26 protein-coding genes and 1 other RNA gene are annotated in these 23,777 nt (G+C 56.1%); 9 read left to right on the forward strand and 18 right to left on the reverse strand.

Features of this window, described 5'->3' with window-relative positions; all coding sequences use genetic code 11:
- The first annotated feature begins 10 nt into the window (after positions 1 to 10).
- Entirely contained in the window at positions 11 to 844 is an 834-nt protein-coding gene (locus tag IEX57_RS01675) for an alpha/beta hydrolase (protein ID WP_188701683.1), read from the forward strand.
- Positions 845 to 977: 133 nt separating this feature from the next.
- Here IEX57_RS01675 and IEX57_RS01680 read toward each other — a convergent pair whose 3' ends face one another.
- Positions 978 to 1,685, reverse strand: coding sequence for a M24 family metallopeptidase (locus tag IEX57_RS01680; RefSeq protein WP_188701684.1), 708 nt, complete (start codon positions 1,683 to 1,685; stop codon positions 978 to 980).
- A 174-nt stretch (positions 1,686 to 1,859) separates the two neighbouring features.
- Positions 1,860 to 2,714, reverse strand: coding sequence for a bifunctional methylenetetrahydrofolate dehydrogenase/methenyltetrahydrofolate cyclohydrolase FolD (folD, locus tag IEX57_RS01685; protein ID WP_229708593.1), 855 nt, complete (start codon positions 2,712 to 2,714; stop codon positions 1,860 to 1,862).
- 326 nt (positions 2,715 to 3,040) lie between these two features.
- On the opposite strand from folD, the gene IEX57_RS01690 reads away from it, so the two are divergent.
- Complete coding sequence (locus IEX57_RS01690) at positions 3,041 to 3,988, forward strand: helix-turn-helix domain-containing GNAT family N-acetyltransferase (protein WP_188701686.1); 948 nt, start codon at positions 3,041 to 3,043, stop codon at positions 3,986 to 3,988.
- A 145-nt stretch (positions 3,989 to 4,133) separates the two neighbouring features.
- On the opposite strand, the gene IEX57_RS01695 is transcribed toward IEX57_RS01690, so the two are convergent.
- Complete coding sequence (locus IEX57_RS01695) at positions 4,134 to 4,883, reverse strand: SDR family NAD(P)-dependent oxidoreductase (RefSeq protein ID WP_188701688.1); 750 nt, start codon at positions 4,881 to 4,883, stop codon at positions 4,134 to 4,136.
- 137 nt (positions 4,884 to 5,020) lie between these two features.
- Here IEX57_RS01695 and IEX57_RS01700 point away from each other — a divergent pair, with 137 nt between their 5' ends.
- Positions 5,021 to 5,914 carry a LysR family transcriptional regulator gene (locus IEX57_RS01700; protein WP_229708595.1) on the forward strand — a complete coding sequence of 298 codons (894 nt, stop codon included), beginning with the start codon at positions 5,021 to 5,023 and terminating at the stop codon, positions 5,912 to 5,914.
- A 352-nt stretch (positions 5,915 to 6,266) separates the two neighbouring features.
- On the opposite strand, the gene IEX57_RS01705 is transcribed toward IEX57_RS01700, so the two are convergent.
- Positions 6,267 to 7,100 carry a DUF4236 domain-containing protein gene (locus IEX57_RS01705; protein ID WP_188701692.1) on the reverse strand — a complete coding sequence of 278 codons (834 nt, stop codon included), beginning with the start codon at positions 7,098 to 7,100 and terminating at the stop codon, positions 6,267 to 6,269.
- A 428-nt stretch (positions 7,101 to 7,528) separates the two neighbouring features.
- On the opposite strand from IEX57_RS01705, the gene IEX57_RS01710 reads away from it, so the two are divergent.
- Positions 7,529 to 8,923 carry a hypothetical protein gene (locus IEX57_RS01710; RefSeq protein WP_188701694.1) on the forward strand — a complete coding sequence of 465 codons (1,395 nt, stop codon included), beginning with the start codon at positions 7,529 to 7,531 and terminating at the stop codon, positions 8,921 to 8,923.
- A gap of 90 nt (positions 8,924 to 9,013) precedes the next feature.
- On the opposite strand, the gene IEX57_RS01715 is transcribed toward IEX57_RS01710, so the two are convergent.
- Positions 9,014 to 9,595 carry a hypothetical protein gene (locus IEX57_RS01715; RefSeq protein ID WP_188701696.1) on the reverse strand — a complete coding sequence of 194 codons (582 nt, stop codon included), beginning with the start codon at positions 9,593 to 9,595 and terminating at the stop codon, positions 9,014 to 9,016.
- A gap of 259 nt (positions 9,596 to 9,854) precedes the next feature.
- Here IEX57_RS01715 and IEX57_RS01720 point away from each other — a divergent pair, with 259 nt between their 5' ends.
- Both IEX57_RS01720 and IEX57_RS01725 read left to right on the forward strand, forming a co-directional pair.
- The gene (locus tag IEX57_RS01720; protein ID WP_188701699.1) at positions 9,855 to 10,580 is read left to right on the forward strand and encodes a DUF5677 domain-containing protein; all 726 of its coding nucleotides are present in this window, start codon (positions 9,855 to 9,857) and stop codon (positions 10,578 to 10,580) included.
- Positions 10,581 to 10,660: 80 nt separating this feature from the next.
- Positions 10,661 to 11,398 carry a hypothetical protein gene (locus tag IEX57_RS01725; RefSeq protein ID WP_188701701.1) on the forward strand — a complete coding sequence of 246 codons (738 nt, stop codon included), beginning with the start codon at positions 10,661 to 10,663 and terminating at the stop codon, positions 11,396 to 11,398.
- 300 nt (positions 11,399 to 11,698) lie between these two features.
- Here IEX57_RS01725 and IEX57_RS01730 read toward each other — a convergent pair whose 3' ends face one another.
- The 7 genes from IEX57_RS01730 to IEX57_RS01760 all read right to left on the reverse strand — a co-directional run bounded on the left by IEX57_RS01730 (position 11,699) and on the right by IEX57_RS01760 (position 16,249).
- Entirely contained in the window at positions 11,699 to 12,163 is a 465-nt protein-coding gene (locus tag IEX57_RS01730) for a hypothetical protein (RefSeq protein ID WP_188701703.1), read from the reverse strand.
- 24 nt (positions 12,164 to 12,187) lie between these two features.
- Positions 12,188 to 12,526 carry a helix-turn-helix domain-containing protein gene (locus tag IEX57_RS01735; RefSeq protein WP_188701705.1) on the reverse strand — a complete coding sequence of 113 codons (339 nt, stop codon included), beginning with the start codon at positions 12,524 to 12,526 and terminating at the stop codon, positions 12,188 to 12,190.
- Positions 12,527 to 12,538: 12 nt separating this feature from the next.
- On the reverse strand, positions 12,539 to 12,769 hold the full coding sequence (locus IEX57_RS01740; RefSeq protein ID WP_188701706.1) for a helix-turn-helix transcriptional regulator: 231 nt from the start codon (positions 12,767 to 12,769) through the stop codon (positions 12,539 to 12,541).
- 145 nt (positions 12,770 to 12,914) lie between these two features.
- Complete coding sequence (locus IEX57_RS01745; protein ID WP_188701708.1) at positions 12,915 to 13,772, reverse strand: hypothetical protein; 858 nt, start codon at positions 13,770 to 13,772, stop codon at positions 12,915 to 12,917.
- A 104-nt stretch (positions 13,773 to 13,876) separates the two neighbouring features.
- The gene (locus tag IEX57_RS01750) at positions 13,877 to 15,121 is read right to left on the reverse strand and encodes a tyrosine-type recombinase/integrase (protein ID WP_188701710.1); all 1,245 of its coding nucleotides are present in this window, start codon (positions 15,119 to 15,121) and stop codon (positions 13,877 to 13,879) included.
- Positions 15,122 to 15,317: 196 nt separating this feature from the next.
- Positions 15,318 to 15,676, reverse strand: a transfer-messenger RNA (tmRNA) gene (ssrA, locus tag IEX57_RS01755).
- A gap of 54 nt (positions 15,677 to 15,730) precedes the next feature.
- On the reverse strand, positions 15,731 to 16,249 hold the full coding sequence (locus IEX57_RS01760) for an acyl-CoA thioesterase (RefSeq protein WP_188701712.1): 519 nt from the start codon (positions 16,247 to 16,249) through the stop codon (positions 15,731 to 15,733).
- 186 nt (positions 16,250 to 16,435) lie between these two features.
- On the opposite strand from IEX57_RS01760, the gene acuI reads away from it, so the two are divergent.
- Positions 16,436 to 17,419 (forward strand): acrylyl-CoA reductase (NADPH), encoded by a 984-nt coding sequence (gene acuI / locus IEX57_RS01765; protein WP_188701714.1) that lies wholly within the window; start codon positions 16,436 to 16,438, stop codon positions 17,417 to 17,419.
- 86 nt (positions 17,420 to 17,505) lie between these two features.
- Here acuI and IEX57_RS01770 read toward each other — a convergent pair whose 3' ends face one another.
- The 6 genes from IEX57_RS01770 to IEX57_RS01795 form a co-directional block, all read right to left on the reverse strand.
- Positions 17,506 to 18,171, reverse strand: a complete 666-nt coding sequence (locus IEX57_RS01770) for an HAD family hydrolase (protein ID WP_188701716.1) — start codon at positions 18,169 to 18,171, stop codon at positions 17,506 to 17,508.
- A 37-nt stretch (positions 18,172 to 18,208) separates the two neighbouring features.
- Complete coding sequence (ubiG, locus tag IEX57_RS01775; RefSeq protein WP_188701718.1) at positions 18,209 to 18,955, reverse strand: bifunctional 2-polyprenyl-6-hydroxyphenol methylase/3-demethylubiquinol 3-O-methyltransferase UbiG; 747 nt, start codon at positions 18,953 to 18,955, stop codon at positions 18,209 to 18,211.
- The gene (locus IEX57_RS01780) at positions 18,952 to 20,268 is read right to left on the reverse strand and encodes a TRZ/ATZ family hydrolase (protein ID WP_188701720.1); all 1,317 of its coding nucleotides are present in this window, start codon (positions 20,266 to 20,268) and stop codon (positions 18,952 to 18,954) included. The genes ubiG and IEX57_RS01780 overlap by 4 nt, the downstream gene beginning before the upstream one ends.
- A gap of 157 nt (positions 20,269 to 20,425) precedes the next feature.
- Positions 20,426 to 20,656 (reverse strand): hypothetical protein, encoded by a 231-nt coding sequence (locus IEX57_RS01785; protein WP_188688704.1) that lies wholly within the window; start codon positions 20,654 to 20,656, stop codon positions 20,426 to 20,428.
- A 208-nt stretch (positions 20,657 to 20,864) separates the two neighbouring features.
- Entirely contained in the window at positions 20,865 to 21,416 is a 552-nt protein-coding gene (locus IEX57_RS01790) for a DUF7931 domain-containing protein (RefSeq protein WP_444544638.1), read from the reverse strand.
- Positions 21,319 to 22,440 carry a ribosomal protein uL16 3-hydroxylase gene (locus IEX57_RS01795; protein WP_188701724.1) on the reverse strand — a complete coding sequence of 374 codons (1,122 nt, stop codon included), beginning with the start codon at positions 22,438 to 22,440 and terminating at the stop codon, positions 21,319 to 21,321. The genes IEX57_RS01790 and IEX57_RS01795 overlap by 98 nt, the downstream gene beginning before the upstream one ends.
- 62 nt (positions 22,441 to 22,502) lie before the next feature.
- Between IEX57_RS01795 and IEX57_RS01800 the strand changes: the two genes are divergently transcribed.
- On the forward strand, positions 22,503 to 22,970 hold the full coding sequence (locus IEX57_RS01800) for a peroxiredoxin (RefSeq protein ID WP_188701726.1): 468 nt from the start codon (positions 22,503 to 22,505) through the stop codon (positions 22,968 to 22,970).
- Positions 22,971 to 22,975: 5 nt separating this feature from the next.
- A complete protein-coding gene (locus tag IEX57_RS01805; RefSeq protein WP_188701728.1) occupies positions 22,976 to 23,455 on the forward strand; it encodes an FKBP-type peptidyl-prolyl cis-trans isomerase in 480 nt (159 codons plus the stop codon).
- Positions 23,456 to 23,777 lie beyond the last annotated feature (322 nt).

Genomic DNA, 23,777 nt, shown 5'->3' on the forward strand with positions numbered 1-23,777 from the left:
GGTGGCGGCAATGCATGAGGAAACCATCCGCGGCAGTGCCGGGGCGCTGTTTGTGCGCGCCTGGCTGCCGCTTGCACCATCGCGCGCGTTGATCGCCATCTGTCATGGTTTTAACGCTCACAGCGGGTATTACCAGTGGGTAGGCGAGCAATGCGCCGAGGCCGGCTACGCCACCTTTGCCGTTGACCTGCGCGGGCGCGGCAAATCGGGTGGTGTCCGCTACTACGTCGAGAGCTTTGACGACTACGTGGCAGACCTGGCCACACTGGTTGATCACGCCCGCCGCCTGCAACCGGACGCGCCGCTGTTTGTGCTGGGCCACAGCGCCGGCGGCGTGATCGCCTGCCTGTACGCGCTGGATCACGGCAAGCAACTGGCCGGCCTGATCTGCGAAGACTTCGCCTTCGAAGTCCCCGCGCCCGACTTTGCCCTTACCGTGCTCAAAGGGATCAGCCACATCGCCCCGCGCGCCCGGGCGCTCACCCTCAAAAACACCGATTTCTCCCGCGATTTGCACGTCGTGCAAGCCATGAACGACGACCCGCTGATCGCCGGCGAAGCCCAACCCTTCGCCACCGCCGCCGCCCTGATCCGCGCAAACGCCCGCCTCAAAGCCTCATTCTCATCGCTGGTCTCGCCGTTACTGATCATCCACGGCACCGCCGACAACGCCACCCGCCCCAGCGGCAGCGAACGCCTGTTCGAACAAGCCGGCGCCACCGACAAAACCCTCAAACTCTACGACGGCCGCTACCACGACCCGCTTAATGACGTGGGAAAAAGTGAAGTCATGGCCGACATCCTGGCGTGGGTAGAGCCGCGGGTGGGGGGTGCAGGGGGGTAGTGTGGCGAGGGGCGTTTCAGCCTTTCCAGGTTTTTCAGACGATGCTTTTCCCTGGCTGCACGCAATACGGCCCCTTGCCTTGTTTGCTGATGAGATGAACAGCCATCTCGTTCCCGGTTACGAACGCGTATGACTAAAGCTCGGTCAGGTCACCGCCGGCATCGAAGTAGAAAATATTTTCGTGCTTGAAGCCCCAATGGCCAGCTGAGCATCGCACATGGGGCTCGAAGGTAAAGAACGGAACATCGCTGAGAAGATGCGTGTTGCTGGCCTCAATAAACTGCCGGTCTGCCCGGGCGGTGGCAATGCTGTGGCCAACATTCCCGAGGAAATCCAGATTCTCGAAGCCGGCGGCTGCGATCTCTGCGTTTGTCCACCGGAACAGCTTGTCAAAGGTCCAGTCGGGTCGAACCGTGGCTTGCATGCGTTGATGCAAGCCGGCAAGAAATGCCTTCCCTTCAGCCAGCGCCGGGGATTCTGGCTCGTCGGTAACCCGACCTTCTTCGATATAAAACGAGCGGGCACAATCTCCCCAGTGCCCATCCATCACCGGGCTCAAATCCACCGTTACCAGATTGTGTTTGCCCACTGGTTCGTTGCCAGGCCTGTAATCCCGGCCAGAGACGGAGAGGCAGCTGCGCGAGCCCAGCAGAACCAGCGCAGGGCATTGGTAATACCAGGTGTCCGGATAGCCCAATGCAACCAGGCCAGCGTAGGCCGTGGCGGCGATGGTTTGCTCCGTGTCGTCTGGCGTTATCAGCTTGGGGAGTTCCGCAAGGACCTGTTTAGCGGCACGCTGGACAGCCCGGTGTGAAGTAACGAGAGAGGCGGCTACTGGCATGTTTGAATTGAGTTATTGCCGGACATGGTGGTAGGTTCCTGGTCGTTGCAGCCTGCAAAATCGCGTTGAGAGGTCAAGCCAATGACAGCATTGACCATCTCGCTCTCGGGGCAGAGTACAGCGTCGCCATCTGGCAGGCCCGCCTTGAGTAATGCGTCAGTCCTCTCGCCAGATTCATCTCTTCTGCTCAAGCGCTTTCTCCGCTGAATCTACACAATTCGCAATCAGCGTATTGATGGTCATCGGTCCAACGCCGCCAGGTACCGGTGTGTATGCGGCCACCCGATGCGTCAGGGGTGCCAGTTCAATATCACCAATACCGCCAGGGTGATAGCCGGCATCAACCACCACCGCGCCGTCTTTAATCCATTCCGCTTTGATAAAGGCCGGTTTGCCCACAGCGCCAACGACGACGTCAGCCTGTTTGACGAGGTCCGGCAGGTTGACGGTACGGGAATGGCAAATGGTCACGGTGCAATCAGCGTTGAGCAGCATCATGGCCATAGGCTTGCCCAGAATAGGGCTGCGGCCCACCACCACCGCATGCTTGCCCGGCAGTTCAATGCCATAGGCCGCCAACAGCCGCATGATGCCGCCCGGCGTGGCGCTGCCATAGGCAGATTCACCCATCGTCATCCGGCCAAACCCAAGGCTGGTTACGCCATCAACATCAATGTGCCCGGAGATGGCATCAAAGCACGCCCGTTCGTTGATGTGGGCGGGAACGGGGTGTTGCAACAAGATGCCATGCACGTCGGGATTGCGATTGAGCGCCAGGATTTGCGCCAGCAATTCATCTGTTGTGGTTGACGCTGGCAGCTCGATCCGGAGGGAGTCCATGCCCACGCGCGCGCAAGCATTGGCTTTCATTTTCACGTAGGTGGCTGATGCCGGGTCATCCCCAACCAGGATGGTCGCCAGGATTGGAGTGCGGCCACCTGTTGCGCCCTTGAAGCGCGCCACGCGTGCTGCCAGTTCTTCCTCGGTTCGTGCTGCAACAGCTTTGCCATCCAGAATGATTGCGGTCATTATCAGCCCCGTGTAAAAGAGTGCCGATTATTGCATATCGCCCCCGTTCAGTAGTGCAACCCCCGGAGAAACTGGTGCAAGCCGCAGCGGCCTTGATTCGCCCATTCAGAAACACGGATGCCCCACAGGTGAATGCAGTGGCTTTGGCAGCGTTTATGCAATACCGGCAACACTATGCGGATTGGGAACGCTTTGGCGCCAACATTGCCATGAGCAGCCATGCGCTAATCATCGCACCCGCCTTGTAGTTGCAATGTACAACCATGTTGCCGTATGCTTTGCGCATGTAGTTGTATATTGCAACTGATTGCCAAGGATATGCCGCAGTGAGCATCAACCCCAATCTGGTCGAAGACATCCGTGCCGCATCGCGCACCATGGTGCGTGAGCTGGGTTTCATGAAGTCTACGCTGGCCGGGACGCGTTATTCCCCGTCTGCAGTGCATGCCTTGTTAGAGATTGATATGCACGGCGCCATGCCGGCAGCCCAGTTGGTACAAGCCCTCGGGCTGGAGAAATCCAGTGTGAGCCGGATGGTGGGCAAGCTGATTGAGGCGGGCGAGATTGAAGAAACCGGCGCCATGGATGACGGCCGCTTCAAGCAACTTGCGCTCACCACACAAGGCAAAAAGACCATCGTCGACATCCACACGCATGGGCAACAGCAAGTGATCTCGGCCCTTGGCCAGCTGGACGCTGATCAGCAACTTGTCGTGGCACAAGGTCTCGGGGCCTATGCGAACGCGTTGAAACAGCGCAACCAGCGACCCCATGAAGCTGTTGCCAACCCGATCGGGATTCATGCGGGATACCGGCCGGGCCTGGTGGGGCGGATTGCCCAGATGCACGCTGATTTTTATTCCCGGCACTGGCACTTTGGGCCATTCTTCGAGAGCAAGGTGGCTGCGGGCGTTGCAGAGTTTGTGCCACGACTGGACCAACCGGTGAACCAGATCTGGGCGGCAGTGCAAAACGGACGCATTGTCGGGTCGATTGCGATTGACGGCCAGGATCTGGGCAACAACGAGGCGCACTTGCGCTGGTTCATTCTGGATGACGGTTGTCGCGGCTCCGGCATAGGCCGCGAACTGCTGACGAAGGCCGTCGAGTTCTGTGATGAGAAGGGCTTCAGCGCAACCCAGCTATGGACCTTCAAAGGGCTGGATGCCGCACGCCGGTTGTATGAGTCATCTGGCTTTACGCTTGCGTGGGAAGAAGAGGGCACGCAGTGGGGCAGCACGGTTACCGAGCAGCAATTCACCCGCAAAGTTTAAGGCCGGGCGAATCCGCTTCTTTCAGGCGCAACGCTTCAATCCGGGGCCATCACCGCAATCCTGAAAACAGGCCACAGCCTCGCGCTGTGACCTGTTCCATGTTTCGGGACAATCCAGGCATCGGCTCATCCCGTTGTGGCAGCGCTTACTGGGCGGTATAAGCGCCATCCACCGCCACAGACTGCCCGGTCAGATAACGGGCCTTGTCAGACGCCAGCCACACGATAGTCTCGGCAATTTCTTCCGGCGTTGCAGCGCGCCGGGCGGGAATGCTGGCCAGAAACCCGTTCTTGACCGCTTCATCGCGCCCCAGAAAACGCTCCAGCATATCCGTCTGCACCGGGCCAGGCGCCACGGCGTTCACCCGCACACCCACCGGTGCGCCTTCCAGTGCGGCGCTGCGGGTCAGCCCTTCAACGGCATGTTTGCTGGCCACATAAACCGATGCCCCAACCATGCCCACCTGGCCGGCAATCGACGACAGATTGACAATGGCGCCCGCGCCCTGCGCCTGCATCACGCGCATCTCATGCTTGATGGACAGCAGCGCACCCAGCACATTGGTTTCAAACGTATCGCGGTAGTTCTGTTCAGTCTGTTCGGTCACCGGCTTGTTCTGGCCCTCCACACCGGCGTTGTTCACCGCCACATCAAGGCGCCCGAACCGGGCGACGGCTCCCTCGATCAGCGCTCGTACTTCGACCTCTTGTGTCACATCCGCCTTGATGAATTCGGCTTGCGCACCCAGGGCGCGCAATTCTGCCGCCAGCGCCTGGCCAGCTTCCGGCCGCCGGCCGCTCACCACAATGTTCACGCCGAGCTTGCCAAACGCCAGCGCAGTAGCGCGGCCAATGCCGGTCAGTGCGCCAGTAATCAGAACGGTTTGCGTAGTCATGAAGTTCTCCTTTGGGTTCAGGTCTTGCCACGGCACTCACTTTGATTGATTCCAAAGATTTGAACTAGATATGCTGAAGTTGTATAAATCATTCCATTAAAGAATGAATAAGGCATCAGGTGGACAAGCTATCCGCAATGAAAACCTTTGTACGCGTGGCCGAGGCGGGCAGTTTTTCTGCCGTGGCCGGCGAGGCAGGGATGACCCAGAGTGCGGTCAGCAAACAAGTGGCTGCGCTGGAGCGTGACCTCGGCGCACGGCTGTTCAGCCGCACCACACGCTCGCTCTCACTGACCGAAGAAGGGCAGCGCTACTTCGAACAAGTCCGCCGTCTGGTGGTGGAAATCGAAGGCGCGGAAGAAACGCTGCGCCAGGGCACTGGCCAGATACAGGGCTTGATCCGCATCGCCGCACCGGTGGGCTTTGGCCGGCTCAAGTTGATGCCGCTGGTGCAGATGTTCATGGCAAAACATCCTGGCTTGAAGGTCGACCTTCAACTGCACGACGGGTTTATCGACCTTGTCGAACAAGGCATTGATGTCTCTATCCGCATTGGCGAGCTGGCGGACAGTGGCCTTGTCGCGCGCCGCGTTGGCACCTCGCACCGGCTACTGGTCGCGCACAGAGACTACCTTCGGCAACTCCCTCACGGCCTTGCCGCCCCGACCAGCCCGCAGGATCTGGGCAAACACAATTGCCTGATCTACACGGGCCTTTCTACCCGCAACCTGTGGCGCTTTACCGCAGCTGCAGGCGCCACCGCGCCCGAGGGCACCAGCCAGAGCGTCGCGGTGCAAGGATGCCTGCAAACCAACAGCAGTGAAGTCATGCGCTTTGCCATCCTCTCCGGCATGGGCATCGGCTACGTGCCAGACTGGCTGCTTGGCCCGGAACTGCAAAGTGGCGAAATAGCCCGCCTGATGACCGACTGGCACCCACCCGCATCCCCCATCCACCTGGTCAGCCCGCCAGAACGACGACACGCGGCCAGAGTGCGGGCATTTGGAGATTTTGTTGCGGACGCTTTTTAGGGGGTGCCTGCAAACGGCGGCTAGCCGGTGATGCGGCCTGAGCCCGGGCTGGCATCGAACTGAAGCCACTGCGCTGTTCGGGGTGATGTGAGGGGCAATGTGAAAAAAGAAAAAGCCCTGAATAATCAGGGTTTTGTCTCGATGTGATGGGCCGGCGGGAGTCGAAAATTCTGCTATTACCCGCATTTTTCCTGAGTTTAAAAACCTGATCTGATCAATGTACCCCTAAGAGTACCCCTAAAATTTCGGGGTAGACCCTTATCCAACTCGTGCTTCGTGTCAGGAGAGCGTCTGCACCCTGGCAACTCAAAGCATGGCCGACGAACGTTCGCGCTGCGTCGTGCCTCTTGGGCTATTCAAGCTTAATCATCGACCTTGAACTGAGTTCAACGGGAGAAAGCTTATCAAGTTGGTAGTTTGCCTCATCAAGCCTGCGCAGAGCCCCACGAAGTTTATGTTTATAGACCAGGCGCTTTCCGACTCCGATTAGCAGTACAGGCAGCACGATAGCGTAATGCCAGATTGTGGCGTGCATACCTACGCACAAACCGCCGAGTATCAAAGTCCAGATTACAAGGGTTACATAGATTGGCTTTTGGGGGATAGCGGCCTGCGCTTGCTGAACCTGTTCAACTGCATCTTTGAGACCGGATGTAGCGCCTTTTTTAGCACCAAGAGCTTTCTCGATGGCGTAGGCGGCGCGCATTGCTTGTTCTTTACTTGCCAATGATAGCGTGCCCACATCGTTCATCATCCGGGCTGCATCGCTCACCGTTTCAAACTGATCTTCGAGACTTGCGAATAGTTCGCTATGTTCTTCTTGAGCCGTGGCTTCATCGTAAGAATCCAGGTCAGCTAAAATCCCGTGTGAGAAGAAGTAATCTTGCACGGCCTCAAATGTGTTGCCGCGCAGCTTCAGCATGAACTCGTGATTGTCCTGCTCTTTCTTCGTGAGGCCGGATGTCCCAGAGCTAGCAGCCAGGGAGGCTACAGATGAACGAGATTGCCTCTTGGCGTTGGTGTTGGTGCTGTATCGAATGCCGGTTCCCGGTACGCTGGCCGTTATTCTGCCGCGTGTGTTGTAGGTAAACCCTTTTCCGCCAATAGAAGTGCTCACACCGCTCTTGCTGAAGTTCAAGCGAACACCAGGCATTAGCTTGACCGATTTTCTAAAACCCCATCCCATGTTCTGCATCCTGCAATAAAGATGCTCAAATTTTAAGCAGGATGTACTGCTCAAACAGCGGCAAAAGGTCGCACCAGGACAGATAAGCGGTAGCTAATTTTCGTGCATTTGTTGGATGTAGTTGCTTCACCATCACTTAGGGCTTGGCTGGAGTAGGTGCTTGGCAGTATCGCTGAGTAGCAGAGGGGGCCGCTAAATCACTGGGTCGACAGTGCAAAGCCTGATCCTAAACAAGATCATGACCATTGACCCGTCGCTCGCTCGTCATGCTGCCTCTCGTCCACGAGGTGGTGCGTTCTTGGCTCGGGGTGTGACTTCAATGACCCACATGCATCGCCTGTGCGCTGGTCAGTTTCTGTCTTGGTTTATCATCCCCAAGGTAGTTTGGGCTCCCCGCCATTTAAAAACTCTACTAATAAGAGGTTATTTTGTCAGCCGATTCTGCAACCACGACTCTGCCATCCGAACTGGAAGAATTCATTGCTTCGCTACTTTCCGTCACACCGGTCGATCAGCCATTCAGCGCCCAACACAATAACTGGAGTTACCCATCAGTAACTCGTGCGGAACTCGCCGAATCATTTAGTTTACTTAATGATCGGGTGTTGATTGAGATCAAATCCGTTCAGCCAGAATCAGTTGAGGCAACAGCAACTCAGCTAAATCTGTTGGCTACACGTGTAGGATGGACTCGCCAAAACGTATTACCTCAACTACCAGGAAACCCTCCTGTGGGAGTCGCGGTAATTCTATCGTTATTGGAAGCAATTCGTTCCCAAGTAGACAGGCTTGAGTTCACCCGAACTAGCAAGCTACCAAAGCCTGAAGATTTATCCAATGACGTTGCCGCCGCAAAAAAAATGCGAACGGCACTACGTGCTGGTGAGAATCTCTTGAAGGAGCTTCAGCCTCGGCTTAATGGGCTAAATGTTGGTGTTGATTACATCATCGCTGCACAAAGCGCGATGGCCCAATTGCCAGAAGACCTTGCGAGCCTGAATGAGAAGCGGGAGCGCGTGGAGTCAACGGCCGGCGAGATTTTAAAAATGCAAGGTACCGCTAAGAATGCGGTATCCGATTTGATGGAAAAGATAAAGGACTTGGCGGAGCTTCATGAACGTGCTGAGAAAACTCTTGATCGAGCAGATGAAGCATACCGAGCCAACACGAGCCAAGGGTTAGCATCCGCATTTAAAGACCGTGCAGATTCGCTGACACAATCGGTGTGGGTATGGGTATTCGGCTTGATTGGCGCACTGGCTGGAGGTGGTTTTGTCGGATATTTACAGTTAGATCGCTTAACCGCCATGATCGACAAGGCCGCTGCGTCTCAGGGGCAGAGTAGTACCGCTATCTGGGTCGATTTTGTACTATCCATTCTCAGCATTGGTGGGCCGTTTTGGTTCGCATGGCTAGCGACTAAACAGATTGGCCAACGGTTTAAACTTGCTGAGGATTATGCATATAAGGCCTCAATTTCCAAAGCGTATGAGGGCTATCGTCAAGAGGCAGTACGACTTGATCCAACTTTCCAGTCACGACTTTTTTCTTCCGCGTTGACGCGTCTTGAGGAAATTCCTTTACGGGTCATGGACGAAACCAACCATGGGAGTCCTTGGCATGCGCTTCTTGACTCTGATGTAATTCGGCAAGCAGTCAATACTGTGCCCCAATTTGCTGATCGCGTCATTCAACTTGCAAAAGATGCATTGCCTGATGCCAAGGAAGTGGTGAAAAACGAAGTAGAGGCAGCAGGGGAGAAGGCTAAGCGAATCATTGATGAGGTTCGTACTTCAACAGAAGCTGAAAAACAGCCCCAATGAAGTGAGATGTTCTTACTTTGCTAGTTGCGGTATTTGAATTAGCTCGCTTACCTAGTGACGTGTAATGAGTTTGAATTGCGCGTTGCTAGGTTAAGTTTTCATTACCTGTTGAGCGAGCTTGTTGACATAGCCGTTAATTGTATTGAGCACGGAGAGTCGCTTTTCTGCATAGAGCAGCGCCAGCTTCTGGTACCTGCGAACATGCATACCTTTTGGGCGAAAACGTAAATCTGACGTTAATCCCGGTTTGGTGCCAATACGTCTGCCCAGCGCGTGCATCCGATAAATCTGCCGGGTGAGCTTGCCGACATTTTGAACCGGATAAGCAAGCTTTTTGCATTTGCGGCAAGAGATGTTTTCGCTCAGATAGAGTAATGCAACGCGGCGTTCGCAGATCGGACAAAGAAACCAAGGGCGGGTATTACCATAATGGCAGGCGCTGCTGTCGAGGTAGATCGATTGCACTACATCCCGCTTCTGGCCACCAGCTTCCCAGAAATATCGAACATTGACCCCACCTTGACCTCCCATTATTTGGATCAAGGGTTTGGGCTCGGCACCGTTTGGCTCAGGTTGGCCCAACAACGTATTTTTCCCGGCAATTAGCAGGCCTTCACGTTTGAGATGGCGTACGTCCAGGCGGAGAAAATCTGTAGTGAGTGCCTTGCCCATACGAAATCAATAGTTAAATTAGTGAGATCAAGCGCTGGCGCGCTTTCTAAGCGGGTGAAATGTGCATACTTTTTGACAATAAACGTATGTTTTCCGTCGTTCTAGTGATGTTTTTGCAGCATTTTGGGCCCCCCAAGGGGCATTTGCTCACTTTTTTTCGCTTTTCGTATACCAATTTGCTGTCTCGCCCACGAGTCACATTAACTGCAACTTTAGCCACATAGCGTACAAATCTCACTCAATCCCGAGGCCAGAGAACATGCCAAACCTTGAAGGTGCTATTCAGGCGTCACACGAAATCAAAGACGCAGTAGAAGCCGTACTGCTTGTCACCGAGGTACAAGACAGCGGGGAGGCAAGGGTGGGGCAATGTCTCTGCCTGACCATTTGCGAGCAATACGTGGCCATGTTGCAGCTTGTGGATGCTGGCTCCGCTACGCAAGCACCCATCCTGATACGGCCCATGCTGGAGTCACTGGCAGACCTGCTTAACCTAGTGGCAAATGCCGACTATCTTAACCAGTTGCACTTCAAAGCTGCCCGTGAGAACAGAGAGACCTTTCGCAGGTATCTGCTAGTGCCCGATATGCAGGATGATGCGGCGGCATTAGCTGATATGCACAGGATCAAAGACGAAGCAGATCAAAAGTATCAGGAGCTTCGCGCACTGGGCTTCGAGCAGGAGAATATGGAAACCACCCTTCTTAACGCCGGGCTGGAGCACGATTATGTTGCCTATCGGGTGTTGTGTGCCCACACGCATAACCAGTTTGTGTCACTCCTGGCAAGGCATGCCGGGGTTGGAGAGTTGCGCTACCGAGACCAACCCGCTCGTGCGGTGACATTCGGGTTTTTGAAAATGGCGACGGCCATTCTGGGACGCACCATTCAAACTTTACCGGCTTACACCTTGCACGCGCAGGCCGACATAGATGCGCTTATAGACCGCATTAATGCAATCTGGGACGAGAGAGTGGGCGAATGAGCAACGAAAGCAAACCCAGCTCCTTTAAACGGCTGCAAGAGCCCATCTGGAGTAATCCCCGGCCTGGACCATACGCTCTCATGCAAACCCGTAACCCAGAGCATGAAGCAGCAGACCTTGCTAAGGGCGTGGCCCGTGTGGGTGGTGAACACATTCCCCTCAACTACTTGGCGGCCTACATGCGGGCATCTGCGTGCATGCTGGAAAAGGCCACCGAGGTAAATGACCTTGATCAGCTCTGTATTCCCTTGCTGATGCTTCAACGGCATGCACTGGAGCTGATGCTTAAAGACATCCTGACGCTTATCTACGACGCAGACGATTATCAGTATTTGGCGAAGCACCCTGGCGCAGTGGTGTTACCGCTAGACAATGAGAAACGGCGGAAGGCTATGATTAAGCATGACCTCGTAAAGTTGGCCCAGATGCTGAAGGATGGGGCGAACGCCTTGCAGTACGCCCCGCCGCCGGCTGGCCTAATGACACTGGCTGAAGACATATCCAAGCTGGAAAAAAATTCCCCCACGTTTACCCGGTACTCCGAGAGCACGGACAAACTGCAACACTTGCCAGCACAGGTAATCATCCCCGTGCGTGACTATCAGGACAGGCTTAACGCGTTGTACGAGGAAATCTTTGGGCTGGACGCAATAACCGGGGATAACTACTCAATGGCCGCTAGGTACGCCCAGATGAACGCTATCAACCAAATGTCAGCGGAAGGGCACCCGTGGTATGTCGCCCTCGAGGAACACTTGTGGAGTACGCCCGCACCCCAACCTCCGGCATATGATGCCCCGTACAAGGACTGTCCGTAGGTAAGAAGCAACTGCGTCATGAGTCGAAGTTTGCTAAACGACCGCGGCCCGATGCGGTGCGTGATGGCATCAAAACAGCTTGACCTTGCTAATGGCTGCTGCCTGCAATTGTGGCTGCCCAAAATACAGTTCATGAAACCGCGTAGTTCTGAAGTCGGCAGCTAACAGAGCTGCCTCAAGATGGTGATTCTAAAGAGGGGTACGGTTAGCGAACCTTAAAAAAGGGCAACCCTTGGTTTTTGGTACGGAATGCGTACTAAAAACCAAAGGCGCCTGTTTTATGGGTTCAATATCCGTACTTTAAATACGGTTTCCCTCCGGTTTAGGTACAGTAGGTGTACTGGCCGATTTTTGTTTTGGCGGCATCAGCGGGACCGTAGCAAGCCATCTGTTACTGCAATACTTTCCAGGCAGTACATCAAGCTTGCCACCGCATGCATCGATGGGCAGCCACCCCAAGGCATATAAACTGCATTTCTTTTTGTAGCCTTGGCGGGTTTTTACAAGTAAATCAGCGGCCATAAGTTCTTTTAGAGCCTTGTTCAACGTGGACTTGGATCGCCAACTCCTGTTTGTCTGCAAGTCAGAAAACACCAGGCTGATGTCTCCATTTCTGCCATGTCGATACTTACTACAAGCATCCAAAAGAAGCTTGGATGCGGGCCCGCTGAGGTTGGCAACCACTTCGCTGGTTAATACCACCTCAGAAAACATGACAAAACGCCCACTGAACTTTTGCCTTCCTCTTGGGTTACGTCCGTTCATGATTGGCTCCGAGCTCAATGCCTATTACTTTGGGTCCGGCAGAAGCCATTCCGGCTTACCCAACGTATAGGATGCAATCCCGCTGCGGATACGCCCCCTGAACGTCACCGACTTGAGGATATTGGTCTCAATGTTGAACCCCATCCTCCGCAGCTCAGTAATGCGCGTGCTAGCGTTCGTGATGGTGTAGTCAACAATCAATTGCAACGATGTAACCGGGCCGTTGCGAATCAGCTCAAGGACGATAGCGGCTTGACCAGTCACAGTCGGCGGTTCATCACTTGCAGCGCCAGCAGTATCATGGCCGAACAGTTCTTTCTGGCCGCTGTTCGGAAAATTCGGATGGCGGTTTTTCTTTTTCATGATCGCGCATCCTTATTTGGTTTGATTGAATTCTTTCAGCCACTGGCGGATGTCTTCCACCTTCCAGGCCGTAATGCGTTCGGACAGCTTGACCGGGCAGGGGAACGAACCAGCCCGGACCATGCGCCACAAGGTCGCTTCAGAAAAGGGGAGCAAGCCAGGCCGACCGGTTCGAGTATCGCCGATCAGAACGGGGAGGCGGACAAAGCCCGTTTCGGGCAGTGGAATGACGGTGTATGACATGATCTGATTTCCAGTGAGCCGTCTTGATGGCGGCCCGACAAGGACATCAGAATGAGGCTTGGGCGTTGAAGCCTGGGCGCTTTCATTTTCATTAAAAAACAGCGCCCAGGGCATGCGCCCAAGGGTAAATTGCAAGGTAAATCGGCTATTGTTTAGCCGGTTTCTCAGTTGCTTTGCGCACGATGATTTTCAAGTTCAGTGCGACTTGCCAGGCGCGCTTGAAGGAGTTGGCCGAGAACACCTCATCCAGCTTGAGGCAGGACTGTTGGATTCTCGCCTTGTCCTCGTCAGTAGTTACCATCAGGTCAATATCCAGGGCTTCAGCGATAGCGACTATCACCCGGACTTGTTTTTTCATTTTTGGTGGCTTGCTGCCTACGGGTACCTGCTTATCCAGCTCCAGCTCAGCAATCAGGGCATTTGCCGTTGCGCAGAGATTTTCGGCTTCCTGTTCGCGCTCACACACCCCCTGTTCTCGACTGCCATATTGTTCAAGCTCCGTCTTGGCTGTAGCCAATTCGGCAAGAACCTCTTTCATGTTGAGCAGCTTGGTGATCAGGGGCAGGTCCGGTTGAGCGAAATAGTCATGTTGGCCATTGAGTAGTTTCTGTTGCGTGTGCTGCGCGAGTTGTACAAGTAAAGGAGAAACAGCCTCCAGGGAGAAACCGTAAAAACGGAGCGTGGATTGCTGAAACGATGCCACTGTCCGCCATTCGTATATCTGAGCGGCATCAGGGGGCGCGTCATACAGGATTTTCCCGTTGGCGGCAAAGGCGGACAGCATTAAATAGACCTTTTCATCCGATCCGTGCAAGGCATCCACCATGCCCGTGCCGTTGGTGCAAAACTTCCTTGGCAATGCGACCCATTCAGGGGCACGACACATGTTGATGTTTAACCAATCAGCCGCTTGTTGCGGGCTGCGACCTGTAATGGAGGCAATCGTGTTCATCACCTCAGGAATACTTGCAAAGTGCTTTTGTTCTTCTTCCGGATCAATCACAGTACTTTCTCCATGTGCAATAAAACACAAAGAGTCCGGGAGGCCCGGACTGGGAAGGGACAGCGAACAGAAAACGGGGTAAGCCCTTCAGGAGATCTCGGCGATCAGGCGGCCCTTGGGGATATAGAAAAGACATCTGCCCCAGACTTGAGCTTGTCGAGATAGTCAGCCCACCACTGCATCATCTGGATGCGCTCGGGGAGGTGTTCGGCGTAGTTATATGCGGCGCGAATTTCATCACGTTCGCCGTGGGCAAGCTGGCGTTCAATGGCATCACGATGCCAACATTGCGATTCATTCAGCAGTGTGGATGCCGTTTTGCGGAAGCCGTGACCAGTGAATTCTTCCTTGCTGTAACCCAAGCGGCGCAAAGCAGCATTCACGGTGTTCTCGCTCATGGGGCGTTCGCGGGTACGTTCTCCAGGGAAGACGTAACGACCGTCGCTATTACCAGTTAGCGGGCGTATTTCTTCCAAGATGGCGATTGCTTGGCGTGAGAGCGGCACAATGTGGACCGCGCGACTTTTCATCTTGTGGGCTGGGATGCGCCATTCTGCTTTTTCCAGGTCAATCTCTGACCATTCTGCTTGCCGAAGTTCACCGGGGCGTACAAATACGAGCGGCGCGAGCCTTGCCGCACAACGAACGATCAAAGAGGCTTCCAGACTATCCAGCGCATTCATCAATGTGCCCACTTTTACCGGGTCTGTGATCGTTGCAAATGACTTCGGGTCTGGGCGAGTAAGGGCTTCCTTGAGTAAGTCGGCAGGGTCGGTTTCTGCAATGCCGCACGCGATGGCAAAGCGGAAAACTTTGGAACATGACCAGCGTACGCGATGGGCAGTTTCAATCGCCCCGCGTGCCTCAATCCGATGAAGACAGGCCAGTATCTCCTGGGGGCGGATGTCAGAAACCGGGCGTTTCCCCAGCCAGGGAAAGATGTCTGTTTCCAGCCGGTTTAACGTCCGCTCACGGTGGCTTTCCGATTTGCCCCCCATGAACTTTTCAAACCAGACGCGGGCTACTGATTCAAATGAGTTGCTGGCAGCCACCGCTGCCGCCTCTTTGGCGCGCGCGCGATCTTCTTGTGGATCGTGCCCCTGGGCAAGCATCGACCTAGCCTGATCACGTTTTGCTCGCGCACCAGCCAGCGAAATCTCCGGGTACGCGCCCAACGACATAAGACCCTCTTTGCCGTTTGGGCGCACATACTTCAGACGCCACAGACGGGAACCGTTGGCTTTGACCAGCAGGTAGAGACCGCCGCCATCAAAAAGCTTGCGGTCCTTTTCTCCAGGCTTGGCCTGCTTGCATTCTGTATCGGTAAGAGGCTTGGTCTGACGGGGCACTACTGATCACCGGTAGGGGTATGTTGGAGATGAATGGCGGTGAGACCGCCTCGATACCCCTAAAGCTACCCCTAAACCTGTGACATGTCATGAGACCGCATGACCCTTCTTGACGGACGGCGGCAATAAAAAACCCCTGAAAGCAGAGCTTTACAGGGGTTTTTGGGTAGCCATGACACGTCATGACTGGATGAACTGGTGGAGCCGGCGGGAGTCGAACCCGCGTCCGGAAGTCCTCTACGAAGAGTTCTACATGCTTAGCCGTGCCAACTGGATTTAACCTTCAACGAGCCGGCGGGCGGGCTTGTCTCGGGCGAGTCACCTTAATTTGACACTACATCAAGTGACCCGATGCAGCGCGATCCCCTCTAAATGACTCTGCTACCGGTTACCCGGTCTACCCGAGGGGAGAAGCAGTGCAGAGTCCGGTGCATTAAGCAGCCAGAGCGTAAGTTTCGTCGTTTGCGACTATCTTGGTTCAGTGTTTTACGGGGAACTGAGATCCCGGCATGCCCCCATCCGCTTTGTAACCCCCGTCGAAACCATGGCGGCCCCAGATGAAGAAGGGTCAGTATAACCTGGAACGGGCGTTCTGGTCAGCCCTCGTGTTTATTCCACCTCAGTCATGGCGTTGCCCCAGTTGGCCAGCCATTCTGGCAGCGGCGGGCTGTCGTGGGTGATGCCGCCCAGTGCCATCAGTTCTTGCGAGGCGACAGAGCCGCCGGTTTTGCGCAGAAAACGGGCGCGGATATAGGCGATGCCGATGGTTTCGCCTTTGCGTTCAATGCGGTGTTCCAGGAAAAACGATTTTTCGTCCCAGCCCAGCACCACGGTTTGTACTTCAAACCGTTGCCAGAGCTTGAGCGCTTTTCTGAAGTGCATGGTTTCCATGGAGACCACGGGAAACCAGCCTGCCGCTGCAACCTTGTCGGCAAGGCCGGAGCGTTGCATCAGGTCGACGCGGGCCAGATCCAGCATGGTGAAATAGCGGCCGTTGTTCACGTGGCGAAAGATATCCAGGTCGTTGGGGTAGACCTGATACGGGGTGCGGCAGGGGCCGAGGGTGGGGCAGGCGCTGCGGCGGCGGCCAAACAGCATGAGCCAGAGCAGGCGCAGGTAAAGATTCATGGTGTGATCCGTGGCGGGTCAGTGTAAAGACGTTGATTGGCGTCAAGCACTGGGTTGGGGCCGCGCATAAATGACGTTGAGCTAAAACGGCCGGGCGCGCAAACTGCTTGCCACGCGGCCTGGGTTGACGGCGGTTACTTTGGTGCAAGCACCAGGACGGGCCAATACGGCAAAACCGGAGGATGCATGTTTAAAGCGCTGTTGCTGAGCAAAGAAGCAGAGGTTTTTTCCGCAAAGATTGCGGAGCTGGATCAATCCGCTCTGCCTGTGGGCAATGTCGATCTCGATGTCGAATTTTCTACGCTCAATTACAAGGATGCGCTGGCGATTGGCAATGCCAGCCCCATTGTGCGGCAATGGCCCATGGTGCCAGGGGTGGATGGTGCCGGCGTGGTGACGGCGTCATCGCATCCGGATTTCCAACCGGGTGATCGTGTCGTGCTCAACGGTTGGGGCGTGGGAGAGAAACACTGGGGTTGCCTGGCGCAAAAAGCGCGGCTGAATGGGGACTGGCTGATTCCGCTGCCCACGGCGTTTACGGCAGAGCAGGCCATGGCGATGGGTACGGCGGGTTATACCGCGGCGCTGTGCGTGCTGGCACTGGCGCAGCATGGTCTCAAACCTGAAGATGGCCCGGTGCTGGTGACAGGGGCAACGGGGGGCGTGGGGTCGTTTGCGATTGCTTTGCTGGCCCGTGCCGGATACCAGGTGACGGCACTGACGGGCAAGCCGGAGTCTGAGGCTTACCTGAAACAACTGGGTGCAACTGCGGTGCTGGATCGCCAGGCGTTTGCCGTTGCCGGCAAGCCGCTGCAAAAAGAGACGTGGGCTGGCGTGGTCGATTCCGCAGGCAGCCACACGCTGGCCAATGCGTGTGCACAAGTGCGGTATGGCGGGGCGGTCGCAGCGTGTGGTCTGGCTCAGGGGATGGATTTCCCGGCGACCGTGGCGCCGTTTATTTTGCGCGGAGTGACGTTGTATGGCGTGGATAGCGTGATGGCGCCCAAGGCAAAGCGCCTTGCGGCGTGGGCCAGGCTGGCAGCAGATGTGGATGTCGCCACGCTGAACGCAGTGACCACCAAGATCGGGCTGGCTGATTGTCCGCAAGCCGCAGCAATGATCCTGCAAGGCAAGCATCAAGGGCGCTTTGTGGTGGATGTGAACCGCTGATCTGGCCAGGCGCCAATCAAATGCCAACAAAAAAGACCGGATCAATGTCCGGGCTTTTTGCTGTGCGCAGGGGGTAACCTGGCGGTTTATGCCGGCAGGTGGGCCAGCAAATCCAGCGGGTGGCTGATGGTCAGATCGGCGCCCCAGGCATCGGGTTGGTCAGACGCTGCAATATAGCCGTAGCTGGCCAGAACGGTGGTCATGCCCACGCGGCGGCCGGCTTCGATATCGCGTTCCGCATCGCCCACATAAATGCAGTGCGCGGGGTCGACGCCCAGCATTTCGGCGGCGTGATACATCGGCTTGGGGTCTGGTTTGGGTACGCCCACGGTATCACCGGACACCACCACGCCCGGCGCGATCGGCAGTGGCAGGCGTGCTACCAGCGGGTCGGTAAAGCGCGCGGGCTTGTTGGTGACAATGCCCCAACGCCAGCCGCGCTGTGTAATGGCCTCAATCAGCGGAGCAACGCCATCAAACAGCACGGTGCTATCGGCCAGATGCAACGCGTAATGCGCCAGGAACCGGTCGCGCAGGGCGATGAACTGGTCGGCTTGCTGCGGCGTGACCCCAAAGCCCAGACCAATCAGACCGCGCGCGCCGTGCGAGGCGACCGGGCGGATGGCCTGATACGGCTGTGGCGGCAGGCCTTCTTCTGCCAGCAGCAGATTGAGCGCGGCGCCCAGGTCGAGGGCGGTGTCGGCAAGGGTGCCATCCAGATCAAACAATACGGCGCGTGCGGGTTGAGTCATGTCAGGTGCGTGGCGATGGGGCAATTGGGCGAGGGCGTTACAGCGGCTTGCGGCAAGCCACCATGTAGTTCACATCGGTGTCTTCGCCCAGCTTGTAAACCTTGCTCAGCGGGTTGTAGGTCATGCCGGTCAGGGTCACGGTATCGAGCCCGCTGTTGCGAGTCATGCGGCCCAGTTCAGACGGTTTGATGAACTTGGCATAGTCGTGCGTGCCGCGGGGCAGCATGCCCATGATGTATTCGGCGCCCAGCACGGCCAGCGCGTAGCTTTTGGCATTGCGGTTCAGCGTAGAGAAAAACACCCAGCCACCCGGCTTGCACAGGCGCGCGCAGGCTTCAATCACGCTGGCCGGCGAGGGGACGTGCTCCAGCATTTCCATGCAGGTCACCACGTCGAAAGACGCCGGGGCCTCTGCGGCCAGATCTTCGACCGGCACTTTGCGATATTCGACCGAGAGGCCGGATTCATGCAGATGCAGCCTGGCGATCTTGAGCGATTTATCGGCCAGATCAATGCCGGTGACCTGGGCACCGCTGGCGGCCATGCCTTCGGCCAGAATGCCGCCACCGCAGCCGACATCCAGCACTTTCTTGCCGGTCAGCCCGGCGTTGTCCTCAATAAACCCCAGGCGCAGCGGGTTGATGTCGTGCAGCGGTTTGAACTCGCTGGTCTTGTCCCACCATTTGTGGGCCAGTGCGGAAAACTTGGCGATCTCTGCGGCGTCGGCGTTCAGCACGTGTTCGTGCTCCGCGGCGTGATCCTGATTGGCCTGGTGTTCGGTCATGCTGTTTGTCCTTGCATGCGTGCTTGCCAGCGGCGGGCGCGGGTCAGCACTTCCTGATGATCAAGACTGGCGTAAAGGCCTTGGGTGTAGATTTCCCGGCCGGCAATCCAGACATGGCTGACTTGATTGCGGTCGGCGGCGTAAACCAGATGGGATACCGGATCGTAGCACGGCTGCGTGCCGGCCAGAGAGAGATCCACCGCGATCATGTCGGCGTCCTTGCCAGCGCTGAGGCTGCCGATGCGGTCCTGCCAGCCCAGTGCCTTTGCCCCGTTGAGGGTGGCCATTTCCAGTGCCTGCCACGCGGGCAGGGCCTCCGGGTTGCCGCTCTGACCCTTGGCCAGCAGTGCAGCCAGGCGCATCTCGGCAAACATATCCAGTTTGTTGTTGCTGGCGGCGCCGTCGGTACCAATGCCCACATTGATGCCACCGGCGACCTGATCGGCAATGCGCGCCAGGCCGGAGGCCAGCTTCAGGTTGGATGCCGGGTTGTGCGAGACATTCACGCCGTGTTTTGCCAGTAAGGCGATCTCGTCGCTGGTGGTGTGTACCATGTGCGCCGCGATCAACTGGTTGCCCAACAGGCCCAGCCGCGCCAGGCGTTCCAGCGGGCGTACGCCATGTTCTTTGAGGCTGCTGGCGATCTCGTCTTGCGTCTCGTGAATGTGGCAATGAATGCCGACGTCCAGTTGATCGGCCAGCATGATGATCTTGCTGAAGGTGTCGTCGCTTACCGTGTACGGCGCATGCGGGGCGAGGGTGAAGCCCACCAGTGGCTCGCCCTTGTATTCATCCATGCAGGCGATGGCCTTGCGGGTGTACTCGTCGGCGTTGCTGGCGTAAGGCGTGGGGAATTCCAGGATGGAGCAGCCCACCATCATGCGGAACTCGCTGCCAAGCGCCGCCCGGGCGACCGCACCATGGTGAAAATACATATCGTTGGCGCAGGTGGTGCCGCCGGCAATCATTTCTGCGATGGCCAGTTGCGTGCCATCAAACACGAATTCGTCCGAGACAAACTTGCCCTCGGCGGGCCAGATGTGATCGTTCAGCCAGGTCATCAAGGCCAGGTCGTCGGCATAGCCGCGCAGCAAGGTCATGGCGGAGTGGGCGTGCAAATTGATCAGTCCGGGCAGCAGTGCGTGCTGCGGCAAGTGGCGGCGTTCTGCATCCGGGTATTGCTGCAATGCCTGTGAGACCGGCAGGACGGCTTTGATTTTCTGGCCTTGCATCACAAGGGCGTGATCGGTCAGTACTGTGGCCCGGGGCTCAACAGGAATGATCCAGCGGGGAATGATGATGTGTGTGGTCATGCAATATCTGGCAGGAACAATATCCGGGCTGCCGGTTTTTGCCGAAGCAACCAGGTGAATGACGGGGTTATCTGGTCAGGCCAGGCTGACGCTGCAAGGGCGCCAGAAAAACAAAAAGCCGACCTTGCGGTCGGCTTTTTTGCTTGCGCACCAAGAATTACTTGGCAGCGGAAGCGTCCGAAGCAGCAGCGTCGGAAGCAGCCGGAGCAGCAGCAGCGTCAGAAGCGGCAGCAGCGTCGGAAGCCGGAGCAGCAGCAGCGTCGGAAGCGGCCGGAGCGGAAGCTTCAGCAGCCGGAGCGGAAGCGTCAGCAGCAGGGGCTTCATCTTTCTTGCCGCAAGCGGTGAGGGCCAGGGCCAGCAGGGCAGCAACGAGCAGAGACTGTTTCATTCTTCTTACCTTTAGCAGAATGGGTTGGACAAGTAAATTTCAATACAGCAGTTGTTTGGCTATCGACCGTTGATCGATGGCTATTTGGAAACCAGTTACATCACTGACGACCGACGGGCGGAATTCTAGCACGATTTGAATAAAAGGGTAGCGTCCCTGGCGCACCAAAGTGCGGCACGTAGAGATTTTTACAACAATCGTCAAATCCTTATAAATCAAGCCTGCGCCAGTCTGATGACGGTATAGAACATTCCCAAGCAAGATCAAAGGCTTGACGCAGGCGCGTTACCTCTTGCGGATCATCATCTGTCTCGCCTTTGGCCCAATCAAAGTGACAACGTCTTACAAATCGTTGCATATCGGCCAGCATAAATGGCGTTAACAACGTTGGCATATCCGTATTGACTAAATGCAGGATGAATCTTTGGCTCTGCACATTGGCCAATTGCAGCAGCAGGGGGCATTGCGCGGCGATGTAATCGGCCGAGCGCGCCAGCAGACGGACCTGCGCGGCCGGGTTGCGGACCAGCAAATCATTCAGCGCCTGGGCCACGGCGCGGTCTGAAAAACCGCAAGCGCTGAAGTCGTGTTCGTACAGGGTCAGGCTCTCACGCGCGCTTTGCAGCAGCATGAGTGTTTGCTCCCGATAATCTTTGTACGTATCAAATTTTGCCGGCATGCAAGTACCCGTAGTCGTAGCAGGTATAGAGGGCTTCAAGAATGTCGTCATCATAGCTGGCTGCGGGCAAACGGCGGACATCCGCCAGTTGGCGCAGTGTTTCCAGTGCCGCAGGGGCGACTTCCAGCTCTTCGCCGTTGATAAAGACCTGATCCCCTTCGTACAGCATTTGCGATTTCAGGTCCAGGTGGACACCGTGTTCGTTGACTTGTTCCGCAAATTCTTCGAAATCCAGCGGTTCTTCGGGCGGATTGTAAAAGACATGCGCTTTGGGCTCGGTGAAATAGCGACCGATGAATTTGCGTACATCGCCTTCGGTCCAGGTCAATTGCTTGAGCATGGTTTCAATTTTGCGGACAAAGGCCAGATCAATTTCACCAGGGCGATCTGTCGGGGTGCGTTCAGGGTCGCCATAAATGCCCGAGAGGCGTAATTCGTCCTGCAGGTATTCCAGGAATTTGCCGACGATTTCCTGTTCAGTGGGCGCTCTGAAACCAATTGAATAAGTCATGCCAGGTTCCAGCGCCACGCCATAATGAGCATATTTGGGTGGCAGATAGAGCATGTCGCCATGGTCCAGAATCCACTCTTGTTCTGACGTAAAATCTTTCAGTACGCGGATGGGGGCGTCTTCAACAAAGTTGCCGGCATCGTCGCTGGAAATCTGCCAGCGTTTTTTGCCGCCTACCTGCAACAAAAACACGTCATAAGAGTCGTAATGCGGACCCACCGTGCCGCCGGGCGGCGCGTAAGAGATCATCAGATCATCAAGGCGCGTGTAGGGCAGAAAGTTGAACTCATACAAGAGGTCGGCAATGTGGGGGACATGATGATTGACGTTTTGCACGAGCATGGTCCAGTCGGTCTCGGGCAGGTGTTCGAACCGGCTGGGGCGGAACGGGCCGTTCTCCAGCTTCCAGCGATCGTTGCGGTATTCGATCAGGCGCGATTCGACATCGTCTTGCTGCGCCAGGCCAATCAACCTGGGCAGATCGATCAGCTCCGGAAAATCCTGCCAGGCATTGCGGATAAGCAATGGCTGTTTTTGCCAGTATTCGGCCAGAAATTGCGCAGCGGTCAGTCCACCGAGGAGTTGTTTGTTCATTGACTTGGCTATAACAGTAGAAAAACACGGCCTTTATTATCCCACCATGCGAAGGAGCCGGCATGCTCAAAAACGGGGAAATTGCGCCTGACTTTGCTTTACACGATGCCAGCATGCAACTGATCCGGTTGTCGGACTACCAGGGGCGGCATCATGTGGTGCTCTATTTCTTTAGCAGAGACCACTCGCCAGGCGGTATTACAGAAGCGGTCGAGTTTTCAGACCGGGCGGAAACATTCAAGTCGCTGGGCACGATCGTGCTGGGTGTCAGTCTGGATGATTGCCTCTCGCACGAGGCATTCCAGGACGAACACGGCATTGAATTCGGGTTGTTGTCCGACGAGCAAGGAGAAGTCAGCCGTCTTTACCATGTTTTAAAAGAAACCATGGCGGCGGGCATGATAAAATACGCTATTGAACGCTCTACCTTCGTCATCGACCGGCAGGGCGTAATCCGTCACGCGTTCTACCACGTGCTGCCCAAAGGGCACGCGGCGGAAATACTTTCACTTGTTAAACAGTTAGGATAAACCCGATGCAAATCGCCAAAGATACGGTTGTAACGCTGAACTATGAGATGTTCGACACCGAGGGCAAGCTGCTCGACAAGACCGAACACCCCATCGTTTACCTGCACGGCGGTTACGACAACATCCTGCCGCTGGTAGAAGAAGCGCTGCACGGTAAAGCCAAGGGTGATTCCATTGACGTCACCATGGCGCCCGACGACGCATTCGGCGAATACGAGCCGGAACTCGTGCGCAAGGAAACCAAAGACGTGTTCCCGATGGAAGTGGAAGCCGGCATGATGTTCGAAGCCGATGATCCTGCCACTGGCGACGTAATGCTGTTCCGCGTGACCGAAATCAACGGTAACGAAGTGACTGTGGATGCCAACCACCCGTTCGCCGGCATGACCATCCGTTTTGTGGGCAAGGTGACCGACGTGCGTGAAGCCAGCGATGAAGAAATCGCCCACGGCCACGTGCACGGCGAACACGGCCACCATCACTAAGCCATGACCATTGGTTGACCTGCTGGCGCACCCCAGGGTGGGCAAGCTGGCCGGGTTGAACAAAAAAAGCGGACTTCGGTCCGCTTTTTTCATGGATGTCGTCATGCATTCTGGCCGTGTCAGGCACCCGCGGCCGGTTGATGCAAAATGGGGCAGGGCGTTGGTGCAATGCACCATGCTGCAACACAATATATTGTGTTTTTGACCCCGACATTGCCGCATTTGCAACACGATATGGTGACTTTCGTCAGGCTGTCCTCAAATTGCAACGTACCCCGCCTCCCCGCTATGCCGCATGAATAAAGGCTTGCGGGAAAACCGT

The sequence above is a fragment of the Silvimonas iriomotensis genome, assembly GCF_014645535.1.
In the GTDB taxonomy this organism is placed as follows: Bacteria; Pseudomonadota; Gammaproteobacteria; order Burkholderiales; family Chitinibacteraceae; genus Silvimonas; species Silvimonas iriomotensis.

Coding starts and splice junctions, on each gene's coding strand:
- IEX57_RS01780 (WP_188701720.1), bottom strand. CDS start 20,268: ATGACCACACACATCATCATTCCCCGCTGGATCATTCCTGTTGAGCCC.
- IEX57_RS01800 (WP_188701726.1), top strand. CDS start 22,503: ATGCTCAAAAACGGGGAAATTGCGCCTGACTTTGCTTTACACGATGCC.
- IEX57_RS01725 (WP_188701701.1), top strand. CDS start 10,661: ATGCAAACCCGTAACCCAGAGCATGAAGCAGCAGACCTTGCTAAGGGC.
- IEX57_RS01785 (WP_188688704.1), bottom strand. CDS start 20,656: ATGAAACAGTCTCTGCTCGTTGCTGCCCTGCTGGCCCTGGCCCTCACC.
- IEX57_RS01705 (WP_188701692.1), bottom strand. CDS start 7,100: ATGGGATGGGGTTTTAGAAAATCGGTCAAGCTAATGCCTGGTGTTCGC.
- IEX57_RS01735 (WP_188701705.1), bottom strand. CDS start 12,526: ATGAAAAAGAAAAACCGCCATCCGAATTTTCCGAACAGCGGCCAGAAA.
- IEX57_RS01730 (WP_188701703.1), bottom strand. CDS start 12,163: ATGAACGGACGTAACCCAAGAGGAAGGCAAAAGTTCAGTGGGCGTTTT.
- IEX57_RS01795 (WP_188701724.1), bottom strand. CDS start 22,440: ATGAACAAACAACTCCTCGGTGGACTGACCGCTGCGCAATTTCTGGCC.
- IEX57_RS01715 (WP_188701696.1), bottom strand. CDS start 9,595: ATGGGCAAGGCACTCACTACAGATTTTCTCCGCCTGGACGTACGCCAT.
- IEX57_RS01675 (WP_188701683.1), top strand. CDS start 11: ATGCATGAGGAAACCATCCGCGGCAGTGCCGGGGCGCTGTTTGTGCGC.
- IEX57_RS01720 (WP_188701699.1), top strand. CDS start 9,855: ATGCCAAACCTTGAAGGTGCTATTCAGGCGTCACACGAAATCAAAGAC.
- IEX57_RS01700 (WP_229708595.1), top strand. CDS start 5,021: ATGAAAACCTTTGTACGCGTGGCCGAGGCGGGCAGTTTTTCTGCCGTG.
- acuI (WP_188701714.1), top strand. CDS start 16,436: ATGTTTAAAGCGCTGTTGCTGAGCAAAGAAGCAGAGGTTTTTTCCGCA.
- IEX57_RS01760 (WP_188701712.1), bottom strand. CDS start 16,249: ATGAATCTTTACCTGCGCCTGCTCTGGCTCATGCTGTTTGGCCGCCGC.
- IEX57_RS01695 (WP_188701688.1), bottom strand. CDS start 4,883: ATGACTACGCAAACCGTTCTGATTACTGGCGCACTGACCGGCATTGGC.
- IEX57_RS01805 (WP_188701728.1), top strand. CDS start 22,976: ATGCAAATCGCCAAAGATACGGTTGTAACGCTGAACTATGAGATGTTC.
- IEX57_RS01680 (WP_188701684.1), bottom strand. CDS start 1,685: ATGCCAGTAGCCGCCTCTCTCGTTACTTCACACCGGGCTGTCCAGCGT.
- IEX57_RS01790 (WP_444544638.1), bottom strand. CDS start 21,416: ATGTCCGCCGTTTGCCCGCAGCCAGCTATGATGACGACATTCTTGAAG.
- folD (WP_229708593.1), bottom strand. CDS start 2,714: ATGACCGCAATCATTCTGGATGGCAAAGCTGTTGCAGCACGAACCGAG.
- IEX57_RS01740 (WP_188701706.1), bottom strand. CDS start 12,769: ATGTCATACACCGTCATTCCACTGCCCGAAACGGGCTTTGTCCGCCTC.
- ubiG (WP_188701718.1), bottom strand. CDS start 18,955: ATGACCGAACACCAGGCCAATCAGGATCACGCCGCGGAGCACGAACAC.
- IEX57_RS01770 (WP_188701716.1), bottom strand. CDS start 18,171: ATGACTCAACCCGCACGCGCCGTATTGTTTGATCTGGATGGCACCCTT.